This is a genomic window from Dankookia sp. P2, from assembly GCF_050632255.1.
Lineage (GTDB): Bacteria > Pseudomonadota > Alphaproteobacteria > Acetobacterales > Acetobacteraceae > Paracraurococcus.
The window spans coordinates 807,047-825,142 of record NZ_CP192581.1 but is presented as its reverse complement, the minus strand read 5'-3'; the positions used below and the strand labels follow the sequence as shown (position 1 = coordinate 825,142).

Here is an 18,096-nt window from a genome sequence, read left to right as displayed (position 1 = left end):
GTCGAAGAGCAGGCGCTCCATCGGGCCTCACGGGGGCGGTTGCCCTGACAATGCCACCTGACATAGTCTGGTGTAAAGCAAACGGAACGCCCGAGGAGCAGAGCGCCCGGTGTATATCCCCCGCGCCCGATCTCCCGCCCCGCGCTGATCGCGCTGATGCGCGTCGCCCTCCGCGGCGACGGCAACCTCCTGGCCCTGCTGCCCGCCGCGGCCTACCGGATGGAGATCGGCCCGCTCGGCTGGTCGCGCCGCTCCACCCTCATCGTCAACCGGCCCGACCTGGTGCGCCAGGTCCTGCTGGACCCGGAAGGCATCTTCCCGAAGAGCGACCTGATGGTGAACGCGCTGGAGCCGCTGATCGGCGACAGCATCTTCGTCAGCTCCGGCGAGACCTGGCGGCGGCAACGGGCGATGATCGACCCGTCGCTGACGCTGATGCGGGTCAACCGCGCCTTCCCGGCGATGGAGGCGGGGGCGGCCCTGTGTGAGGCGACGCTGGCGGAACGGGCCGGCCGCGGCGAGCGCTTCTCGCTCGACCTGACCATGTCGCACCTGACCGCCGACATCATCTGCCGCACCGTCTTCTCCTCCGGCCTGGAACACGGCGCGGCGCACGACGTCTTCGACGCCTTCACCGTCTTCGAGCGCAGCGTGGCGCAGGTGGAGATCCGCCGGCTGATCATGGACAAGGCCTGGACCCATATCCCGCAGAAGCCGGACGTGCTGGAGGCCTGCCGGCTGATCCGCGGCCATCTCGGCGCCCTGCTGGACGGCCACCTGGCCGCCGGCGCGAGCTTCGACGACATCGCCAGCAAGGTGATCGAGGCGCGCGACATCGAGGGCCGCGCCTTCACCCGGGAGGAGCTGATCGACCAGCTCGGCGTGCTGTTCCTGGCCGGGCACGAGACCAGCGCCAGCGCGCTGACCTGGGTCTTCTTCATCCTGGCGACCCAGCCGGCGCTGGTCGCCCGGCTGCGGGCGGAGATCCGCGAGGTCGCCGGCGACGGCCCGGTCGAGTTCGAGCACACCAAGCGTCTGGGCTTCATCCGCAACATCTTCCGCGAGACCCTGCGGCTCTACCCCCCATCACCTTCCTGCCGCGCATCGCCAACGAGGCGACGATGCTGGGCGAGACCAAGGTGCGGCGCGGCGCGCTGATCATGGTCGCGCCCTGGGTGCTGCACCGCCACCGCACCTATTGGAAGGACCCGGACGTCTTCGACCCCGACCGCTTCTTGCCCGAGCGCGAGGCGGAGCTGACCGCGGGTGCCTACCTGCCCTTCGGCACGGGGCCGCGCATCTGCGCCGGCGCCGCCTTCGCCACGATCGAGGCGGTGCTGCTGATCGCCCGGCTGTTCCGCGCCTTCGACTTCCATGTCGAGGCGCCGGAGCGGGTGGAGCCGGCGGCGCGCCTCACCACCCGGCCGGTGGAGCAGGTGATGTGCCGGGTGACCCGCGCCGCATGAACACCGTGCTGCTGACTCTGGGGCGGCTGCCGAAGGCGCTCGACATCGCGCGCAGCTTCGCCGCGGCCGGCTGGCGCGTGGTGGTGGCGGAGCCGCACCGCCGGCACCTCTCCGGCGCCTCCCGCAGCGTCGCCCGCAGCCTGCCGGTGACGCCGCCGGCGGAGGACGCCGCGGCCTATCTGCGCGACCTGTCACGGGTGGTGGAGGCGGAGGGCGTCTCGCTGGTGGTGCCGGTCTCGGAGGAGGCGATGCATGTCGCCTTCCTCCGCCCGCTGCTGCCGGCGGGCGTGCGGCTGCTGTCCATGCCGCCCGACCTGGTCCTGCGGCTGCATGACAAGCACGGCTTCGCCGTCGCGGCAGGCGAGGCCGGGCTGACGGTGCCCGAGACCTTCGCGCTCGACGACCCGGCAGCGCGCGTGCTGGCCGACACGACCGAGGTCATCGTCAAGCCGGTGCATTCCTGCTCCGGCCGCGGCGTCCGCCGGCTTCCCTGCGGCACGCCACTGCCGCCGCCCGAGCCCGCCGTGGTGCAGCGCCTGGTAGCGGGGGAGGAGCACAGCAGCTGCACCCTGGCGCATGACGGGCGCGTCCAGGGCACCGCGGTCTATCGCGGCACGCTGATGTCGGGCTCGGTCGCCGTCGGTTTCGAACGCATCGACCATCCGGCGGTCGAGGCCTGGATCGCCCGCTTCGTCGCGGCTACGCGCTGGACCGGCTTCATCGCCTTCGACTTCATCGTCGATGCGGCGGGCACGCCCTGGGGCATCGAGTGCAACCCGCGCACCACCAGCGGCCTGCATTTCTTCGCCGAGGCCGACCTCGCGTCGGCGATCCTCGACCCCGCACATCCGCTGCGCTTCCGGCCGGAGCGGCGGCTGCAGCTGATCCTGGTCCTGCGTGACGGAGACGCAGGACAGCTTCGGCGACTGGCCGCGCTTCCGCGCCAATCTGCGCCACCTGTTCGGCACGCGCGACGTCACGTGGCGCGCGGCTGACCCGCTGCCGCTGCTGACCATGCCCTGGACCGCCTGGCCGATCATCAGCGAGGCGAAGCGGCGCGGCGTGCCGTTCGGCGAGGTGGCGACGCTTGACGTCGGCTGGAACCCGGCCTTGCCGGCCGGGACGATCGCGGGCTAGCGACGCGCCCGCGGCACCTTCACCGGCAGCATGACCTGGACCGGCAGGGCGGCGAAGCGGTCCAGCGCCAGGCTTTCGTGCACCGCCGTCGCCTCCCGCCCCAGCAGCCGGGTGCGGATCTCGGACCGGGTGTAGAAGGGCGTGTCCTCCAGCGGGCGGACCAGCCGCGCGGTGCCGTCCTCCGACCGCGCCGGCCGCTTCACGCCCCAGAAGCCGCGCGGCAGGGCCGCGGCCGGGGGCGGCTCGATGTCCTCGACGCGGCCATCGGCGGCAACGCGCAGCGCGAGCGACTGCGCCGTGCCGTCCCGCCGCAGCGCATTGTACAGCACGGCCGTCTGGTCCGGCATCGGCGCCCGGCACCAGTCCCAATCGACGAAATCCTGCTCCAGCGGCGCGCTGCCGGCATTGGTGTCGAAATAGGCCGGACCCGACCAACGCAGCGATGGGCTCTCGAGCGCCACCTCGACGCGGGAGCGCGCGGCGATCGGCTGCCAGCGGTGCCGCCCGGACGCGTCCAGCAGGAAGGAGCGGGTCGAGACCGCCTGCGGGATGACCCGCACCGTGCCGCGCAGGCGGGTCGGGACCGGCGCCGTCACCTCCTCGATCCGGATGGTCAGGGCATTGCCGTCCCATTCCATCGCACTCGGCCCGATCTGCAGGAAATCCTGCCCGCGCCGCAGCGCCGTGCGCGGTCGGTCGGTCATCGCCCAGCGCCGCGGCGCGCCGTAGAGCGCGACGTTCATGCAGCAATGGTTCTCCGGGTCGCCGGCGCCCCAGCGGCGCGACCAGGCATACCAGGGGAGAAGACCGTGCCGATGAAGGCGATGATGGTGACGCCATGCGCCCCGTCGTCGCTCAGGGCATCCACGTACCACCAGGCATAGCCGTGCGGCGGAACAGGGCGATCGAGATTCCCAGCCGCGCGTCTTGGTGACGGCGTTCATCATTGGTCCTCCAGCACCGCCGCCGCGGCCAGCCTGCCGGACAGGGTGGCCATCGGCACCCCGGCGCCGGGATGCGCGCTGCCGCCGGCCAGGTACAGGCCGGGCAGCCGGGTGCGGGCGCCTGGCCGACTGAAGCTCGCCTGCCAGCCATGCACCGCCATGCCGTAGAGCGCGCCGCCGGTGGCCGGGAACAGCCGCTCGAAGCCGAAGGGCGTGGTCAGCACCTCCCGTGCCTGGTCGCGGCGGATGGTGAGCCCGGCGCGCTGCAGCAGCCCGAAGCTGGCCTCCGCCGCCGTGGCGATCTCCGCCGCGCTCATCGGCGTCGCATCGCCCCGCGCCGGGGCGTTGATCAGGCAGAGCAGCCGCTCCGGCCCGCCCGGATGCGCGTCGTCGTCGCCACGGTCCTGGGCGCAGACATAGACGGTGGGCGTCGCCGGCACCCGGGCGCGCACCGAGAGGTCGGCGAACTCGCCGGGATAGTCGCGGGAGAAGAAGACGTTGTGCCGCACCAGCGGGAAGCCTGCGGTCTCGACATGCATGGCCCAGGTGACGGCGCTGAGCGAGCGGCGCGACCGCGGCACGGCGTCCACCGCCTTCGCCACGCCGGCGCCGAACCGCCCGGTGCCGATCGCCGAGGCATCGGCGTTGGCGACCACTGCGCCCGCCTCGATCACCTCCCCATCCGCCAGGCGCACGCCGCGCACGCGGCCACCTTCGGTGAGGATCGCCGCGACCTCCACCTCGTAGCGGAAGCTCGCACCCTTCGCTTCCGCCAGGGCCTCGATCGCGCGGGCGATGCGGTGCATGCCGCCCTCCACCAGCCATACGCCGGATTGCTCGACATGGGCGATCAGCATCAGCGTCGCCGGCGCCAGGAAGGGAGAGGAGCCGACATAGGTTGCATAGCGGCCGAAGAAGCCGGCGCAGCCGCTGGTCCTTGAAATGCTCTCCCAGCGCCGACCAGAGCGAGCTGAAGGGCGAGGTCTGCAGCAGCCGGCCGACCCCGCCGATGCCGGCGCGGCTGACCAGCGAGACCGGCGTCGGCCGCCCGCCGCGGATGAAGGGGCCTTCCAGCGCCGCATAGGTCCGCCTGGCGCGGGCCACGAAGTCCAGGTAGCCGCGCGCCTCCGCCGGCCCGGCGAAGGCGCCGATCGCATCGGCCGAGGCCGCGATGTCGGCGAAGAGATCGAGCCGCGCCGCATCGCCGTCCCAGGCATGCCGCGCCAGGACCGAGACAGGAGCGAGCGCCAGGTGGTCGGCGAGGCTGGCCCCGGCGGCGGCGAACAATTCCTCGAAGACCCAGCGCATGGTGAAGACGGTCGGCCCGCCATCGATGCGCGCATCGCCGATGGCGATCTGCCGCATCTTGCCGCCGGGCGCCGCGGCGCGTTCCAGCACCAGCACCTCCCGGCCACGGGCCGCGAGGTCGAGCGCCGCGGCGAGGCCGCCGACGCCGGCGCCGATGACGACGACGCGCCGGCTCACGCCACGCGATCCAGGCCTGGGCGGCAACGCATCCTCATGCGGCGAATTCAGGCGGTGCGGGGATGAATGTCAAGTTGCCGAGACACTTCGTTGTGCACATCGGAGCAGACAGTCGTTCCGCGCTGCCGCGCAGCGGTTCGACGGCAACGGAGACACGATTCCGCGATGCCCGATGACGGAATGTAACTTCGTCTACAATAGGCAAAGCCGGGACGCCGGCGGGGTGTCCCAATCGGAGGGATCGTCAGTGTCACGCAAGCTCACGGCAAGATTCTTCGGCACCCTTTGGCTCGTGCTCGGCGGCTGCGGCAGCGCCGTGCTGGCCGCTGCCTTCCCCGATGTTGGCATCGGCCTGCTCGGCGTCTCCTTCGCCTTCGGCCTCACCGTCCTGACCATGGCCTTCGCCATCGGCCATATCTCCGGCTGCCACCTGAACCCGGCCGTGACCTGCGGCCTGGTCGCCGCCGGCCGCTTCAAGGCCAGTGAGGCGCTGCCCTACATCGCCGCACAGGTGATCGGCGCCTCGGTCGGCGCTTTCCTGCTCTATGCCATCGCCTCCGGCCAGCCGGGCTGGGACATTGCGGTGAAAGGCTTGGCAGCGAATGGCTATGGCGCGGCATCGCCCGGGAAATACGACTTCGGTGCCGGCTTCATTACCGAGGTGGTGATGACCTTCTTCTTCCTGATGGTGATCCTTGGCGCCACCTCCGAGCGAGCGCCGAAGGGGTTCGCGCCGATCGCCATCGGGCTCTGCCTGACGCTGATCCACCTGATCAGCATCCCCGTCACCAACACCAGCGTGAACCCGGCGCGCAGCACCGGTCCGGCCTTCGTGCTCGGCGGCGTCGCGCTGCAGCAGCTCTGGATGTTCTGGGTCGCCCCTATCCTCGGCGGCGTGGCCGGCGGGCTGCTGCATCGCTGGCTGAGCGAGGAGGCGACGGCGGACGCGCTCGACCGCGCCGCCGCGGCGGTGAGCGCCCGCAGCGCCTCGCCGGAGGCGCTGGCGCCGATGACGGCACGCGAGCCGCGCTGACCCGGCTTTGATGCCAACCGGCGGCGTAGCTAGCGCGCGCCGCCGGGGCTCTGGGTCGGCTGCGGCGGCGCGGTACGGCCGGCATTGGGCTGCGCACCCATGCTCTGCGATTGCGCTCCGCTCATCGCCGCGCCGGAGCCGAGATTGCCTTCCGGCCGGCGCCGCGCCGGGGTGTCACTGGCCCCCGCCGGGGCTGGGCTGTGCAGGTTGGGCTGCGGCGCCGCCGTGCCGGTCGGCATGCCGGAGGATTGCGACTGCGCACCCGACATCGCCGCGCCGGCGCCGGTATTGCCTTCGGGCTTCGCCTGCTGGGCCGAGGCGCCGGTGGCGACCAGGAACGGCATGGCAAGCGCCAGCGTCGTGAGAAGCTTCATGGCTTTCCTCCTGATTGGTTGGCGTCCAAACGCCGGAGACCGAGGCGGGCAGCAGGGCTCACGCTCAGGTGACGGGACGCCGGCGAGGCGCTATGGCCGCGCCTGAACGCCAGCGGCGCGGATGGGGGAAAGCAGGACATGAGCATCACACGCAGGACGCTGGGCGCAGGCCTCGGCCTGTTCGCCGCCGCCATCCGCGGCGCCGCGGCGCAGGGAGGCCTATCCCGGCAGCCGCCCGGTCACCGTGGTGGCGCCCTTGCCGCCGGCGGTTCGACCGATTTCGTCGCCCGGCTGATCGCGCAGGAACTGAGCACCCGGATGCGCGGCCAGTTCGTGGTGGACAACCGCGCCGGGGCCAGCGGCACGGTTGGCGCCGGCATGGTGGCGCGGGCGCGCCCGGACGGCTTCACCCTGCTGATGGCGCCGAACAGCACCTTCGCCATGGCGCCCTTCCTGATCTCGAACCTCGGCTTCGACATGGAGAAGGGCTTCGCGCCGGTCTCGCTGCTGGCGACCAACGGCATGTTCGTCTGCGTGAAGGCGGGCTTCCCGGCGAAGACGCTGGAGGAGCTGGTGGCGCAGGCCAAGCCGAAGTCCGGCCAGGTCAGCTATGGCAGCGGCGGCGTCGGGGTCAGCAACCACCTCGCGGTCGAGATCTTCGCTGCGGCGTCCGGCATCGAGCTGCTGCACGTGCCCTATCGCGGCGGCGCGCCGGCGATGCAGGCGCTGCTGGGCGGGGAGGTGCAGCTCTCCTTCGTCGATACCGTGACGGCGCTGCCCTACCTGCAATCGGGAGAGCTGCGGGCGCTGGCGGTGACGACGCTGCAGCGCGCGGCGCAGGCGCCGGCGGTCCCGACCATCGCCGAGAGCGGCATCCCCGGCTACCGTGCCTCGACCGACTTCGCGCTGTTCGCCCCGGCGGGGACGCCGGATGCGGTCGTCGCGGCGTTGTCGGAAGCCGCGATGGCGGCGATGCGGTCGCCGGCGGTGAAGGACCGGCTGGCGCCGCTGGCGATCGACCCGGTGGGCGGCAACCGGGCGGAGTTCGCGGGGTATCTGGCGGAGGAGAGCGCCAAGTGGCGCGACATCATCCGGGCGAAGAACATCCGGCTGGATTGAAGGCAAGGTTGGGGAGGGAAAAGTATTCCCTCCCCAAGCCCCACCCTTCCTTTTTGTGGGTCGGGCATCCGCCGCGCGGCGGATGCCGACCCTCAGAAATAGATGAGGGGTTCGGGGAGAATACCTTCTCCCCGGCCTTCCTTGTTCAGCCCGCGAAGAACCGGTTCGCTGGCCGCGGCAGCCCCAGATTCTCCCGCAGCGTCGCGCCCTCGTACTCCCGGCGGAAGATCCCGCGCCGCTGCAGCTCCGGCACTACCTGGTCGACGAAGTCCTCCAACCCGCCCGGCAGGTAGGGGAACATCACGTTGAAGCCGTCGCAGGCTTCCGTCTCCAGCCATTCCTGCATCTGGTCGGCGATCATCGCCGGCGTGCCGACCATGGCCAGGCCGGCATAGCCGCCGAGCCGCTGGGCCAATTGCCGCACCGTCAGGTTCTCCCGCCGCGCCAGGCGGATGGCGCGCTCGCGGCCGGACTTGCTGGCCTCGGTCTCCGGCGTCTCCGGCAGCGGGCCGTCGGGGTCGAATTGCGAGGCATCGACGCCGAGCGCCATCGACAGCGAGCCGATCGCGTTGGCGTAGTGCACCAGGCTGTCGAGCTTCGCCCGCTTGGCCCTGGCCGCGTCCTCCGTCTCGCCCACCACGACGAAGCAGCCGGGCAGGATCTTCATGTGGCCGCGGTCGCGGCCCAGCCGGTCCATGCGGCCCTTCACGTCGGCATAGAAGGCGCGGGCCTCCTCGATCGTGGCCGATGCGCCGAAGACCGCCTCGGCGGTCTCGGCGGCGATCTGCCGGCCGGCCTCGGAGGCGCCGGCCTGGACGATGACCGGCCAGCCCTGCACGGGCCGGGCGATGTTGAGCGGGCCGCGGACCGAGAGCTCCTCCCCTTGTGGCCGAGCACGTGCATCTTCGCCGGGTCGAAGAAGATGCCGCTGTCGACGTCCCGCACGAAGGCGTCGTCGGCGAAGCTGTCCCAGAGGCCGGTGACGACCTCGTAGAACTCGCGGGCGCGCTTGTAGCGCTCGCCATGCGCCATGTGGGCGTCCTGGCCGAAATTCAGCGCGGCGTCGGGGTTTGCCGTGGTGACCAGGTTCCAGCCGGCGCGGCCGCCGCTGATATGGTCGAGCGAGGCGGATTTCCGGGCGATGTGGTAGGGGTCGTTGTAGGTCGTGCTCGCGGTGGCGATCAGCCCGATCCGCTCCGTCACCATGGCCAGCGCGCTCGGCAGCGTCAGCGGCTCGAACGACGTGATGGTGTGGCTGCGCTTCAGCGCCTCCACCGGCATGTTCAGCACGGCCATGTGGTCGGCCATGAAGAAGGCGTCGAAGCGGCCTTCCTCCAGCTTGCGGATCAGCCGGACATAGGCTTGCAGGTTGAAATTCGCATCCGGCCAGGCGCCGGGGTAGCGCCAGGCGCCGGTATGGATGCTGATCGGGCGCATGAAGGCGCCGAGGCGCAGTTGCTTCGCGGCCATGGGGGCATCTCCGCAGGTCGCGCCGAGCCTAGCGCGGAGCGCGGGCGGCCGCACGATGCCGCCCGCGAATACCCCTCACTACGCGCCGGAAGGTCAGGCCGGGCGGGTGGCGGCCATGGATGGCCGGGCGTCGAAGCCAGCGAACCAGGCGGCGAGGCCCGGACGGCCGTTGCGCCAGCCCATGTCGCCGAAGCGGAAGTCGAGCCAGCCGAGGGCGCAGCCAATGGTGATGGTGCCGATATCGACCCGGTCGCCGAGGCCGCCGGCCTGGCGTTCCAGCTCGTCCAGCGCGCAGGTGATCTTGTCCGTCTGGCCGGCCTTCCAGTCGGCCGACTGCATCTCGGCCGGGCGGGTCAGCGCCTCGTAGCGCAGCAGGATGCCGGCATCCATCAGCCCGTCGGCCAGCGCCTGCTCGGTCAGCGCCCGCCAGCGCGCCGCGCCGGCGGCCGGGAAGAGCTTGCCGCCGCCGGCCAGCGCATCGACGTATTCGCAGATGACGCGGCTGTCGTAGAGCACGGTGCCGTCATCGGCGACGGCGGTCGGCACCTTGCCGAGCGGGTTGCTGGCGACGACGCTGCGGTCGCGGTTGATCGGGTGCGGCGCGGCGGGGACGCGCTCGACCGCCACGCCGAGCTCGGCGGCCGAGACGGTCACCTTGCGGGCGAATGGCGAGGCGGCGGCGAAGAAGAGCTTCATCATGCGATCCTTATGCGATGTCGGAGTTGACCATGAAGGCCGGGTCGCGCCTGCCGTCCAGCACGTCGAGGATGTTGCGTGCGGCCTGACGCGCCATCCGCGCCAGGCCTTCCTCGGTGCTCGCCGCGTTGTGCGGGCTGACCACGACATTGGGGAAGGCATAGAGCGGGTTCGTCGCTTCCGACGGCTCGGCCTCCAGCACGTCGAGCCCCACGCCGTGCAGCCGGCCGGATCGCAGCGCGGCCACCAGCGCGGCCTGCGAGGACGACCGGACCGCGCGCGGTGTTCACCAGGATGGCGCCGGGCTTCAGCGCGGCGAAAGCCGCCTCGTCCATCAGGTGCCGCGTCGCGGGCGAGAGCGGGCAGTTGGAGCGTCACCACATCCGCCTGCGCCAGGGCCGCATGCAGGTCGCGGGCAGGGGTGAAGCCGTCGGCGGCGATGCGCATGGGGTGGAAGCCAGGATCCATCACCAGCACCTTCATCTGGAAGGCGCGGCAGTAATTCGCCACGCGGCTGCCGATGCGGCCATAGCCGACCACCAGCGCGGTGCGACCGGCCAGGTCCACCATCCGCGGGTCCGGCGCGTCCCACCAGCCGCCGGCCTTGACGTGGCGGTCATGGTCGAGCGCCCGGCGGGCGACCGCCAGCATCAGCATCATCGCGTGCTCGGCGACCGAGAGGTCGTTGGCGCCGTTGGTGACCATGACGGGGATGTCGCGCGCGGTGCAGGCCGCCGATGTCCACCGTGTCAAAGCCGACGCCGTAGCGGGAGACAACCCTCAGCCGCGGCGCCGCATCCAGCGCCGCCTGGTCCACCTTCTCCAGCCAGCAGAGCACGGCATCGGCCGAGGAGAGGTGCTGGTGGAACTGCTCCACCGGCGGGTCGTGCAGCGCGACGATGTCGAGATCCCGGCGCGCCTCGAGCAGGGCCATGCCGGCCGGATGCAGCGTGCGGCAGAGCAGGATGCGGTGCGGCATCTGTGGACGGATCCCCCGAGAGGCGTTTCACCCATGCTGCCGGGAATCGATGCCGCCGCGAAGGGGTCAGCGGCGGCCGCGGCCGCCGCCGCGGAAGTGCCCGCCGCCCCCGCGCCAGCCGCCATGATAGCCGCCGTAATAGCCACGATGGCCGTGCCACCAGCCGCGGCTGAAGCCGACGCCGAGCCCGATCCCGAGCGAGGGGCCCCAGTAGCCCGGGCCCCAATAGCCGGGTCCCCAGTAGCCCGGGCCATAGCCATAGGCGAGCATCTCGGGCGGCGCGACCCAGGGGATCTCCTCCGGCCCCCAGGGCGGGCCGTGCTCCCATTCATGCGCGGCGACCTGCGCCGGGTTGGGCAGCGGCGTCGCGGGCTGGGTGGCGCAGCCGGCCAGCGCCAGCCCCGCCGCAAGCATTGCTCCGAACCGCCATCGCCGCATCCGCCGTGCTCTCCCGCGCATCCCGCATATGGGGCGCGTGTGGCGCGGGGTCATCCTTCCGCGCGCTTACGCCGCGGCAATCTCGCCGCGCTCGATCACGAAGGTCCGTTCCACCAGCGGGCGGAGCAAGCTCGGGGTTGCTCTCGGTGATCAGGATGGCGACGTCGGGCAATGCCTGGTGCAGCCGCTTGAGGGCTTCGGCGTAGCGCAGCGCCAGCGCCGGGGCGAGGCCCTGGAAGGGCTCGTCCAGCAGCACCGCCCGGGTGCCGACCATCAGCGCCCGGCCGAGCGCCACCATCTTGCCCTGGCCGCCCGAGAGGCCTGCGGCGCGGCGCGGGGCGAGGTCCTTCAGTTCCGGCAGCAGGGTGAAGACGGCGTCGAGCCGCCGCGCCACCTCGGCCGGGGCGAGCCGCAGCACCTCGGCCGGCAGCAGCATGTTCTCCCGCACCGAGAAGCTGCCGAAGAGCCGCCGCTCCTCCGGCGCATAGCCGATGCCGAGGCGAGCGCGGTGGTGCGGCGGGACGGCGGTGGCGTCCTGGCCGTCGATCACCACGCGGCCGGCGCGGGGCGGCAACAGGCCCATCACGGTGCGGAGCGTGGTGGTCTTGCCGGCGCCGTTGCGGCCGATCAGCGCGACCCGGCCGCCGGGCGGGACGACGAGGTGGACATCGCGCAGCACCGGCACGCCGGCGATGTCGATGGAGACGTTGTGCAGCTCAAGCATGGGCAGGCTCAATGCCAATCACGTCGCGCAGCACGGCAGGATCGTTGAGCACCTGCTGCGGCGGGCCGAGCGCGGCGATCCGCCCCTGGCTCCAGACCGCGACGCGGTCGGCGAAGCGGGCGACCACGTCCATGTCGTGCTCGACAAAGACCGCCGTGACGCCGGTGTCGCGCAGCACGCGGACCAGCGTCTCGACGATGCCCATCTTCTCGGCCGCGGCGACGCCGCTGGTGGGCTCGTCCATCAGCACCAGGCGCGGTTGCAGCGCGACGGCCATGGCGATGTCGGCCAGCTTGCGCGCGCCCTCGTTCAGCGCATCGGCCCGCGCCCCGGCGACCGGGCCGAGGCCGAAGCGGTCCAGCAGCGCCATGGCCTGGTCGTGGTAGCTGCGGCGGAGCAGGGGGCGAGGGGCGACCAGATGCCGGCATGGGCGGCGATGGCAAGCGCGGCATTCTCCAGCACCGTGTGCTCGGTGAAGAGCTGCGGCAGCTGGAAGCTGCGGCCGATGCCGCGCCGGACGATCGCGCGGGGCGAGAGGCCGATGATTGGCTGGCCGTCATAGGCGATGGTGCCGCCCTGCGGCTTCAGGTAGCCGGTCGACATGTTGATGAAGGTGGTCTTGCCGGCGCCGTTCGGGCCGATGATGGCGAGGAACTCGCCCGGCATGACGTCGAGGTCGATGCCATCGGCCGCCTTGACGCCGCCGAAGGCGAGCCGGAGGCCACGGGCCGAGAGGAGCGGTTGGGTCATGCGCCGCGTCCCTTCAGCCGGCTGGTGAGCATCCCCCAGAGCCCGCCGGGGGCGAAGAGGATCACCGCCAGCAGCACGCCGCCGAGGATCATCTGCCAGGCATCCGCGACGGCGGCGGCGGCATAAACCCGCACCAGCTCGAAGGCCGTGGCGCCGAGGAAGGGGCCGAGCGCGCTGCCGGCGCCGCCGAGGATGGCGATGAAGACCAGCTCGCCCGAGGAGGTCCAATAGGCCAGCTGCGGCGTGACGTGCCGCGTGGTCATCGCCACCAGCGTGCCGCCGACGCCGCCCATCACCGCCGACATGACATAGGCGAAGAGCAGCACGCGGCGGGCGGAGACGCCCATGAATTCCAGCCGCGTCTCCCGCGTCTTGATCCCCGCCAGGGCCCGGCCCATCGGGGAGGCGAGATAGGCCCGCACCAGCAGGCCGAAGCCGATGGCCAGCACCAAAGCGAGGCCGAACATCACCCATTCCTGGGTCTCGCGGTCCGGAGTGATGCCGGCGAAGGTCAGGCCGGCGACGCGGATGCCGTCGGTGCCCTTGGTGAGGTCGTAGAGCTTCTCGAGCAGCGAATAGAGCACCATCGACAGCGCCAGGTTCAGCATGCCGAAGAAGATGTCGCGGTAGCGCACCACGAAGAGGCCGATCACCAGGCCGAGGATCCCGGCCAGCAGCGCCCCCAGGGGCAACAGCAGCAGCGCCTCCGGCATCGCAGGGGCGAGGAAGGCGACAGTATAGGCGCCGACCGCGAGGAACATGCTGTGGCCGAAGCTGACCTGCCCGGCGCGCAGCAGCAGCAGGATGCCGAGCACGGCGATGCCTTTGGCCAGCGCCACGGTGAGCACGAATTTCAGCCAGGGCGCCAGGAAAGCGACGAGGACCAGGGCGGCGGCGCCGAGGACGGCAAGCACCACCTCCGGCACGCGCATGGTGCGGGGCGGCGCGGGGAGGGCACGGTCGGTGGCGCTCATACCCGCCGGGTCTCCAGCACCCCGAACAGCCCCTGCGGGCGGACCAGCAGGACGGCGACCATGATGATATAGGGCACCACCACTTCAAGTCCGGGGCCAGGTAGACGGCGATGGATCGGCCGAGGCCGATCATCAGGGCGGAGATCGCCGCGCCCTCGATCTGGCCGAGGCCCGCGGTCGCCACCACGGCGAAGGAGAGCACGATGGTCTGGGCGCCGATGCCCGGGACCAGCGAGGTGGTGGGGGAGGCGAGCGCGCCGCCGAGCGCGGCCAGCGCGGCGCCGAAGGTGAAGGTCAGCAGCGTGACCTTGGCGGCATCGATGCCCATGGCCATCGCCGCCTCCTTGTCCGTGGTGACGGCGACGATCACGCGCCCGGTCAGGGTCCGCCGCAGGAACCAGGCGAGGCCGGCGAGCGTCGCCACCGCGACGCCCGGCAGGACGAAGAAGCTGGTAGGCGGTGAAGGGGATGGTGTCCTCGCCGAAGGGCACCTCGACCGTGCCGAGAAACTTCATCGGCACGTCCTGCATGATCGGCTGCACGCCCCAGATCAGCTTCTGCACGTCCTCGAGGATCATGAAGAGGGCGAAGGTTACGAGGAGCTGCAGCACCTCCTCCTGCCCGTAGATCCGCCGCAGGACCAGCTTCTCGATCAGCGGGCCGAGGATGCCGCCGACCAGCGCCGCGGCGAGCAGCAGCGCGACGTAGCCGGCCCAGGCGGGCAGGCCGAGCGAGGCGAAGAAGATGCCGATGGAGGCCGCCGTATAGGCGCCGATGGCGAAGAGGCTGCCATGCGCCACGTTCACGATCCGCAGCACGCCGAACACCATGTTCAGCCCGACCGCCACCATGAAGACCAGCGCCGCATAGGCAAGGCCATCCAGCAGGGCCAGCCCAAGCAGCAGCCCGTTATCGGTAAACCACTCGACCATTCGGCGGACTCACAAAGACGAAGGGGGCGCAGGGGGAGCGCATCCCCCCGCCGAGTGCTGCCCTAGCCCGCGATCGGTGCCGCCATCTGCGCCAGGATGTCCGGCTTCAGCGACTTCAGCCACTCCACGCTCTTCATCCCCACCGGCGCCGAGACCATGGCGGCGGGGAAGATCACCATGTCCTTCGGCACCGCGAAGGGGAAGCGGTCGGTGAAGGTGGACATGCCGACGATCTGGTCCTCGAGCCCCTGGCCGTCCTCGCGCAGGGTGATGGAGGAGGTCGGCGTGTCGAAGGTCAGGCCGCGGAAGGCATTGGCCAGTTCCTGGTCGTTCGGCCAGCCGCCGCCCTTGGCCGCGATCGCCTTGGCGAAGCCGGCCTGCATGGCGGAGATCGCCTGGGCCATGTGGTGGCAGGGGTAGATCGGGTATTCGTTGAACTTCGCCTTGTAGGCGTCGACGAATTTCGCCAGCCGCGCCGAGGTCCTTCGGCTTCGGGTGGTTGTTCCAGTGGTCGCCGCGGGCGCCGATGATGTGGCCCGACGCCATGTTCCGCCCGAGGGTCTGCAGCGAGGCCTCGGCCACCGGAAGGACGAAGGTGGAGCGGTCGAAGAGCTTCCGCTCCGTGGCCTGGCGCACCAGGGTGACGAGGTCGCCGCCCCAGCTCGTGGAGAGGACGACATCGGGGCGGGCGGCCAGCAGGCGGGTGACCTCGGTGCTGTAGTCGGTGGCGCCGAAGCGGGGGAACATCTCCGCCACCACGCGGACGCCGGGCTTCAGCGCGTCCATGCCGGCCTTCCACATCTCCCAGCTGTCGCGGCCCCAGGCATAGTCCTGGTTGATCACCGCCAGCGTCTTGAAGTCCGGCTTGTGCTTGAGGAGGTAAAGCAGCGGGGCGAGGACTTCCGGCGTGCCGTAGCCCTGGGTGCGGAAGGCGTAGGGATGCGGGCCTTCCTCGAAGATGCGCTGGGTGCCGCAATCCCAGAGCAGCGTGGTCTTCTTCATCTCGTCGCTCAGCGGCGTGCAGGCCAGGCACGATCCGGAGGAGATGGAGGCGAAGACGATATGCACGCCCTCGTTCTGCACCAGGCGGCGGTATTCGCCGACCAGGTGGTCGGTGCCCGGCGCCTCGTCGACGAAGAAGGCCTTCACCGGGATGCCGCCGATGCCGCCGGCCTTGTTGACCTCCTCGAACAGCATCTCCGCGGCCTGCTTGGCCGGGACGCCGAAGACCGAGGCCGGCCCGGAGAGGAAGGTGGTGATCCCGACCCGCAACTCGGCAGGCTTCTGCTGCGCCCCGGCATTCCCCCCGCGAGCAGCAGGCTGCCGGAAGTGGCGGCGGCGCCGAGCATGGCAGCGCGGCGGGTGACGGCATTGGTCATGGCGGGCGTGTCCTCCGGGATGTCCAGGCTTGGCGGCCGGGTTGGCGGGAGCATGCCGGCCCACGCGACGGGAGGGAAGGGGCGTTCGGCGCGAGGTTCCGGCCCGGGCCGATCCGGGCTAGCCTCGGCGTCGTGAACATCCTCTCGATCCAGTCCTGGGTCGCCTATGGCCATGTCGGCAATGCCAGCGCGGTCTTCCCGCTGCAGCGGCTCGGCGCCGAGGTCTGGGCGATCCATACCGTGCAAGTCTCCAACCATCCCGGCTACGGCGCCTGGCGCGGCCAGGTGCTGCCGGCGGCGCTGATCTCCGATTGCGTCGAGGGTATCGCCGAGCGCGGCGTGCTCGGCCAATGCGACGCGGTGCTGACCGGCTATGTCGGCGACGCCGCGACGGGGGCGGCGATCCTCGACGCGGTGGCGCGGGTGAAGGCGGCCAATCCCCGGGCGCTCTGGTGCTGCGACCCGGTCATCGGCGATGCCGGCCCCGGCGTCTATGTCCGCACCGGCATCCCGGGATTCTTCCGCGACCGCGCCCTGGCCCTGGCCGACATCGCCACGCCGAACCAGTTCGAGCTGGAATGGCTGACCGGCCGGCCGATCGCCCGGCTCGAGGACGCGAGGGCGGCGGTCGCCGCATTGCAGGCGGGCGGCCCGCGCTGCGTCCTGCTGACTTCGCTGCGCACGGCGGAAACACCGGCCGATGCCATCGACCTGCTGGCGGCCGAGGGCGGGGAGGCCTGGCGGGTGCGGACGCCGCTGCTGCCGATTGCGGCGAATGGCGCGGGCGATGCGATCGCCGCGCTGTTCCTGTTCCACCGGCTGCGGTCCGGCAGCGCGCGGGTGGCGCTGGAGAAGGCCGCAGCTTCGATCCATGGGCTGTTGCGGCGGACCGCCGAGGCGGGGTCGCGCGAGTTGCTGACCATCGCGGCGCAGGAGGAATTCGTGGCGCCCGGCAGGGTCTTCATGGCGGAGGCGTGCTGAAGGCCAGGGATGAAGTATCCTCCCTGGACCCTCCTCGATGTCCTCGAGCCTCGCCCCCACCGCGTCGCGGCAACCGGACTCACAGAACGGAAGGGAGGGGCTTGGGGAGCGGACACCTGGTTCCCTCGCCAACCTACCTCACCCCGGCCGGAATCCCCCAGCACTGCGGCCAATTCCGCCTCCAGTCCCGGCCAGTCCGCCGCGGGCGCGGAGGCGACCAGCAGCCAGCTGCGGTCGGGCGCATAGAGGCAGACCGCGCGCAGCACCACCGGCACGCCGCTCGGCTGGCCGATGGCGCGGGCCTGGATCGCGTCGCCCGGCAGGCCGGCCAGGCGCAGATGGTCCTCGGCCGGCAGGTCGGTGACGTGGATGGTCCGCAGGCTGCGCAGCATGCGGGCCAGGTGGCCAGGCCGCGCCGCCGGCGGCACCGGGCGCTGGGCGCGGATCAGCACCATGCCGGTTTCGGCCGCGCCGCGCGGCGCGCCGACGTCCCGCAGCACGGTCCAGCCCAGGGCGCGGGTGACGACCCGCATGTGCTCGCCCTCGGTCACCCGGAAGGGTGCCTGCGCCGCGGCGGCTGTGGTCGTCAGCGAAAGGGCGAGCAGGACGGCCAGGGGCGGCGCATGCTCCGCAGGTGTGGCCGCGGCCGGGTCGCCGCAAGCCCGCCCCTTGCCGGCGGCGCCCGCTGGCCAGCATCATCGCGGCCAAGGCCGGGAGAGAGTGCATGAGGATCAGGATGGCCGCGGCGCTGGCCGCGACGATGTGGGCGGGCGCGGCATGGGCCCAGCCCCAGGCGCCGGGGCCGACGCTCTCGGCGGTGAAGCAGCGCGACATCCTGGTCTGCGGCACCTCGACCGGCGCCGCCGGCTTCTCCACCCCCGACAGCCGGGGCGAGTATCGCGGACTCGACGCCGATCTCTGCCGCGCCACCGCCGCGGCGGTGCTTGGCGACCCGGCCAAGATCCGTTGGGTGCCGCTGACCGGCACGGCGCGGCTGCCGGCGCTGCAGGCGGGCCAGGTCGACGTGCTGATCCGCACCACCACCTGGACCCAGGTGCGTGACACCGCCAACGGGCTGAACTTCACCGCGGTCAGCTTCTACGACGGCCAGGGCTTCCTGCTGCGCAAGGCGCTTGGGGTGAAGAAGGCGACGGAGCTGCAGGGCGCCTCGATCTGCGTCACCGCCGGCGAGCACCAACCAGCTGAACCTCGCCG

General features: G+C 71.7%; 19 protein-coding genes and 7 pseudogenes. 7 read left to right on the top strand and 19 right to left on the bottom strand.

Annotated elements, in window-relative coordinates; genetic code table 11:
* The first annotated feature begins 156 nt into the window (after positions 1-156).
* The 3 genes and pseudogenes from ACQ86J_RS04915 (at position 157) to ACQ86J_RS04905 (ending at position 2,603) form a co-directional block, all read left to right on the top strand.
* Positions 157-1,466: pseudogene (locus ACQ86J_RS04915) on the top strand (cytochrome P450).
* Entirely contained in the window at positions 1,463-2,461 is a 999-nt protein-coding gene (locus ACQ86J_RS04910) for an ATP-grasp domain-containing protein (protein ID WP_431270236.1), read from the top strand. The pseudogene ACQ86J_RS04915 and the gene ACQ86J_RS04910 overlap by 4 nt, the downstream one beginning before the upstream one ends.
* A gap of 19 nt (positions 2,462-2,480) precedes the next feature.
* Positions 2,481-2,603: a hypothetical protein gene (locus tag ACQ86J_RS04905; RefSeq protein WP_431270235.1), complete on the top strand. Its 123-nt coding sequence runs from the start codon at positions 2,481-2,483 to the stop codon at positions 2,601-2,603.
* On the opposite strand, the gene ACQ86J_RS04900 is transcribed toward ACQ86J_RS04905, so the two are convergent.
* The 4 genes and pseudogenes from ACQ86J_RS04900 to ACQ86J_RS04885 all read right to left on the bottom strand — a co-directional run.
* Positions 2,600-3,346, bottom strand: coding sequence for a carotenoid 1,2-hydratase (locus ACQ86J_RS04900; protein WP_431272298.1), 747 nt, complete (start codon positions 3,344-3,346; stop codon positions 2,600-2,602). The genes ACQ86J_RS04905 and ACQ86J_RS04900 overlap by 4 nt on opposite strands.
* Positions 3,343-3,471: a hypothetical protein gene (locus tag ACQ86J_RS04895; RefSeq protein ID WP_431270234.1), complete on the bottom strand. Its 129-nt coding sequence runs from the start codon at positions 3,469-3,471 to the stop codon at positions 3,343-3,345. The genes ACQ86J_RS04900 and ACQ86J_RS04895 overlap by 4 nt, the downstream gene beginning before the upstream one ends.
* A 75-nt stretch (positions 3,472-3,546) precedes the next feature.
* Positions 3,547-4,629, bottom strand: a complete 1,083-nt coding sequence (locus ACQ86J_RS04890) for a phytoene desaturase family protein (RefSeq protein WP_431270233.1) — start codon at positions 4,627-4,629, stop codon at positions 3,547-3,549.
* Positions 4,630-4,909: 280 nt separating this feature from the next.
* Positions 4,910-5,032: pseudogene (locus ACQ86J_RS04885) on the bottom strand (FAD-dependent oxidoreductase); the annotation flags it as partial.
* Positions 5,033-5,279: 247 nt separating this feature from the next.
* Here ACQ86J_RS04885 and aqpZ point away from each other — a divergent pair.
* Positions 5,280-6,065 carry an aquaporin Z gene (aqpZ, locus tag ACQ86J_RS04880; protein WP_431270232.1) on the top strand — a complete coding sequence of 262 codons (786 nt, stop codon included), beginning with the start codon at positions 5,280-5,282 and terminating at the stop codon, positions 6,063-6,065.
* Positions 6,066-6,094: 29 nt separating this feature from the next.
* Here aqpZ and ACQ86J_RS04875 read toward each other — a convergent pair whose 3' ends face one another.
* Positions 6,095-6,439, bottom strand: a complete 345-nt coding sequence (locus ACQ86J_RS04875; RefSeq protein WP_431270231.1) for a hypothetical protein — start codon at positions 6,437-6,439, stop codon at positions 6,095-6,097.
* A 138-nt stretch (positions 6,440-6,577) separates the two neighbouring features.
* On the opposite strand from ACQ86J_RS04875, the gene ACQ86J_RS04870 reads away from it, so the two are divergent.
* Positions 6,578-7,558, top strand: a complete 981-nt coding sequence (locus ACQ86J_RS04870) for a Bug family tripartite tricarboxylate transporter substrate binding protein (RefSeq protein WP_431270230.1) — start codon at positions 6,578-6,580, stop codon at positions 7,556-7,558.
* Positions 7,559-7,703: 145 nt separating this feature from the next.
* On the opposite strand, the gene ACQ86J_RS04865 is transcribed toward ACQ86J_RS04870, so the two are convergent.
* The 14 genes and pseudogenes from ACQ86J_RS04865 to ACQ86J_RS04800 all read right to left on the bottom strand — a co-directional run bounded on the left by ACQ86J_RS04865 (position 7,704) and on the right by ACQ86J_RS04800 (position 15,793).
* Positions 7,704-8,396, bottom strand: coding sequence for an LLM class flavin-dependent oxidoreductase (locus tag ACQ86J_RS04865; protein WP_431270229.1), 693 nt, complete (start codon positions 8,394-8,396; stop codon positions 7,704-7,706).
* Between the two features lie 185 nt (positions 8,397-8,581).
* A pseudogene (locus tag ACQ86J_RS04860) lies at positions 8,582-8,995 on the bottom strand (LLM class flavin-dependent oxidoreductase); the annotation flags it as partial.
* Positions 8,996-9,121: 126 nt separating this feature from the next.
* On the bottom strand, positions 9,122-9,727 hold the full coding sequence (locus tag ACQ86J_RS04855) for a glutathione S-transferase (protein ID WP_431272297.1): 606 nt from the start codon (positions 9,725-9,727) through the stop codon (positions 9,122-9,124).
* A gap of 7 nt (positions 9,728-9,734) precedes the next feature.
* Entirely contained in the window at positions 9,735-9,971 is a 237-nt protein-coding gene (locus ACQ86J_RS04850; protein ID WP_431272296.1) for an NAD(P)-dependent oxidoreductase, read from the bottom strand.
* Between the two features lie 182 nt (positions 9,972-10,153).
* Positions 10,154-10,375, bottom strand: a pseudogene (locus ACQ86J_RS04845) (NAD(P)-dependent oxidoreductase); the annotation flags it as partial.
* Positions 10,341-10,703 (bottom strand): hypothetical protein, encoded by a 363-nt coding sequence (locus ACQ86J_RS04840; RefSeq protein WP_431270228.1) that lies wholly within the window; start codon positions 10,701-10,703, stop codon positions 10,341-10,343. The pseudogene ACQ86J_RS04845 and the gene ACQ86J_RS04840, both read right to left, overlap by 35 nt.
* A 66-nt stretch (positions 10,704-10,769) precedes the next feature.
* Complete coding sequence (locus ACQ86J_RS04835) at positions 10,770-11,117, bottom strand: hypothetical protein (protein ID WP_431270227.1); 348 nt, start codon at positions 11,115-11,117, stop codon at positions 10,770-10,772.
* Complete coding sequence (locus ACQ86J_RS04830) at positions 11,032-11,865, bottom strand: ABC transporter ATP-binding protein (protein ID WP_431270226.1); 834 nt, start codon at positions 11,863-11,865, stop codon at positions 11,032-11,034. The genes ACQ86J_RS04835 and ACQ86J_RS04830 overlap by 86 nt, the downstream gene beginning before the upstream one ends.
* A complete protein-coding gene (locus tag ACQ86J_RS04825) occupies positions 11,858-12,235 on the bottom strand; it encodes a hypothetical protein (protein WP_431270225.1) in 378 nt (125 codons plus the stop codon). The genes ACQ86J_RS04830 and ACQ86J_RS04825 overlap by 8 nt, the downstream gene beginning before the upstream one ends.
* Positions 12,175-12,615, bottom strand: coding sequence for an ATP-binding cassette domain-containing protein (locus ACQ86J_RS04820; protein ID WP_431272295.1), 441 nt, complete (start codon positions 12,613-12,615; stop codon positions 12,175-12,177). Before ACQ86J_RS04820 ends, ACQ86J_RS04825 begins: the two co-directional genes overlap by 61 nt.
* Positions 12,612-13,589 (bottom strand): branched-chain amino acid ABC transporter permease, encoded by a 978-nt coding sequence (locus ACQ86J_RS04815; protein WP_431270224.1) that lies wholly within the window; start codon positions 13,587-13,589, stop codon positions 12,612-12,614. The genes ACQ86J_RS04820 and ACQ86J_RS04815 overlap by 4 nt, the downstream gene beginning before the upstream one ends.
* 154 nt (positions 13,590-13,743) lie before the next feature.
* Positions 13,744-14,013, bottom strand: a pseudogene (locus ACQ86J_RS04810) (ABC transporter permease subunit); the annotation flags it as partial.
* A gap of 139 nt (positions 14,014-14,152) precedes the next feature.
* A pseudogene (locus ACQ86J_RS04805) lies at positions 14,153-14,419 on the bottom strand (ABC transporter permease subunit); the annotation flags it as partial.
* Between the two features lie 111 nt (positions 14,420-14,530).
* The gene (locus ACQ86J_RS04800) at positions 14,531-15,793 is read right to left on the bottom strand and encodes an ABC transporter substrate-binding protein (protein WP_431270223.1); all 1,263 of its coding nucleotides are present in this window, start codon (positions 15,791-15,793) and stop codon (positions 14,531-14,533) included.
* Positions 15,794-16,032: 239 nt separating this feature from the next.
* Between ACQ86J_RS04800 and pdxY the strand changes: the two genes are divergently transcribed.
* Together pdxY and ACQ86J_RS04790 are read left to right on the top strand one after the other, a co-directional pair.
* Entirely contained in the window at positions 16,033-16,881 is an 849-nt protein-coding gene (gene pdxY / locus ACQ86J_RS04795) for a pyridoxal kinase PdxY (protein WP_431270222.1), read from the top strand.
* A 724-nt stretch (positions 16,882-17,605) separates the two neighbouring features.
* Positions 17,606-17,959 (top strand): annotated as a pseudogene (locus ACQ86J_RS04790) (transporter substrate-binding domain-containing protein); the annotation flags it as partial.
* Between the last annotated feature and the right edge of the window lie 137 nt (positions 17,960-18,096).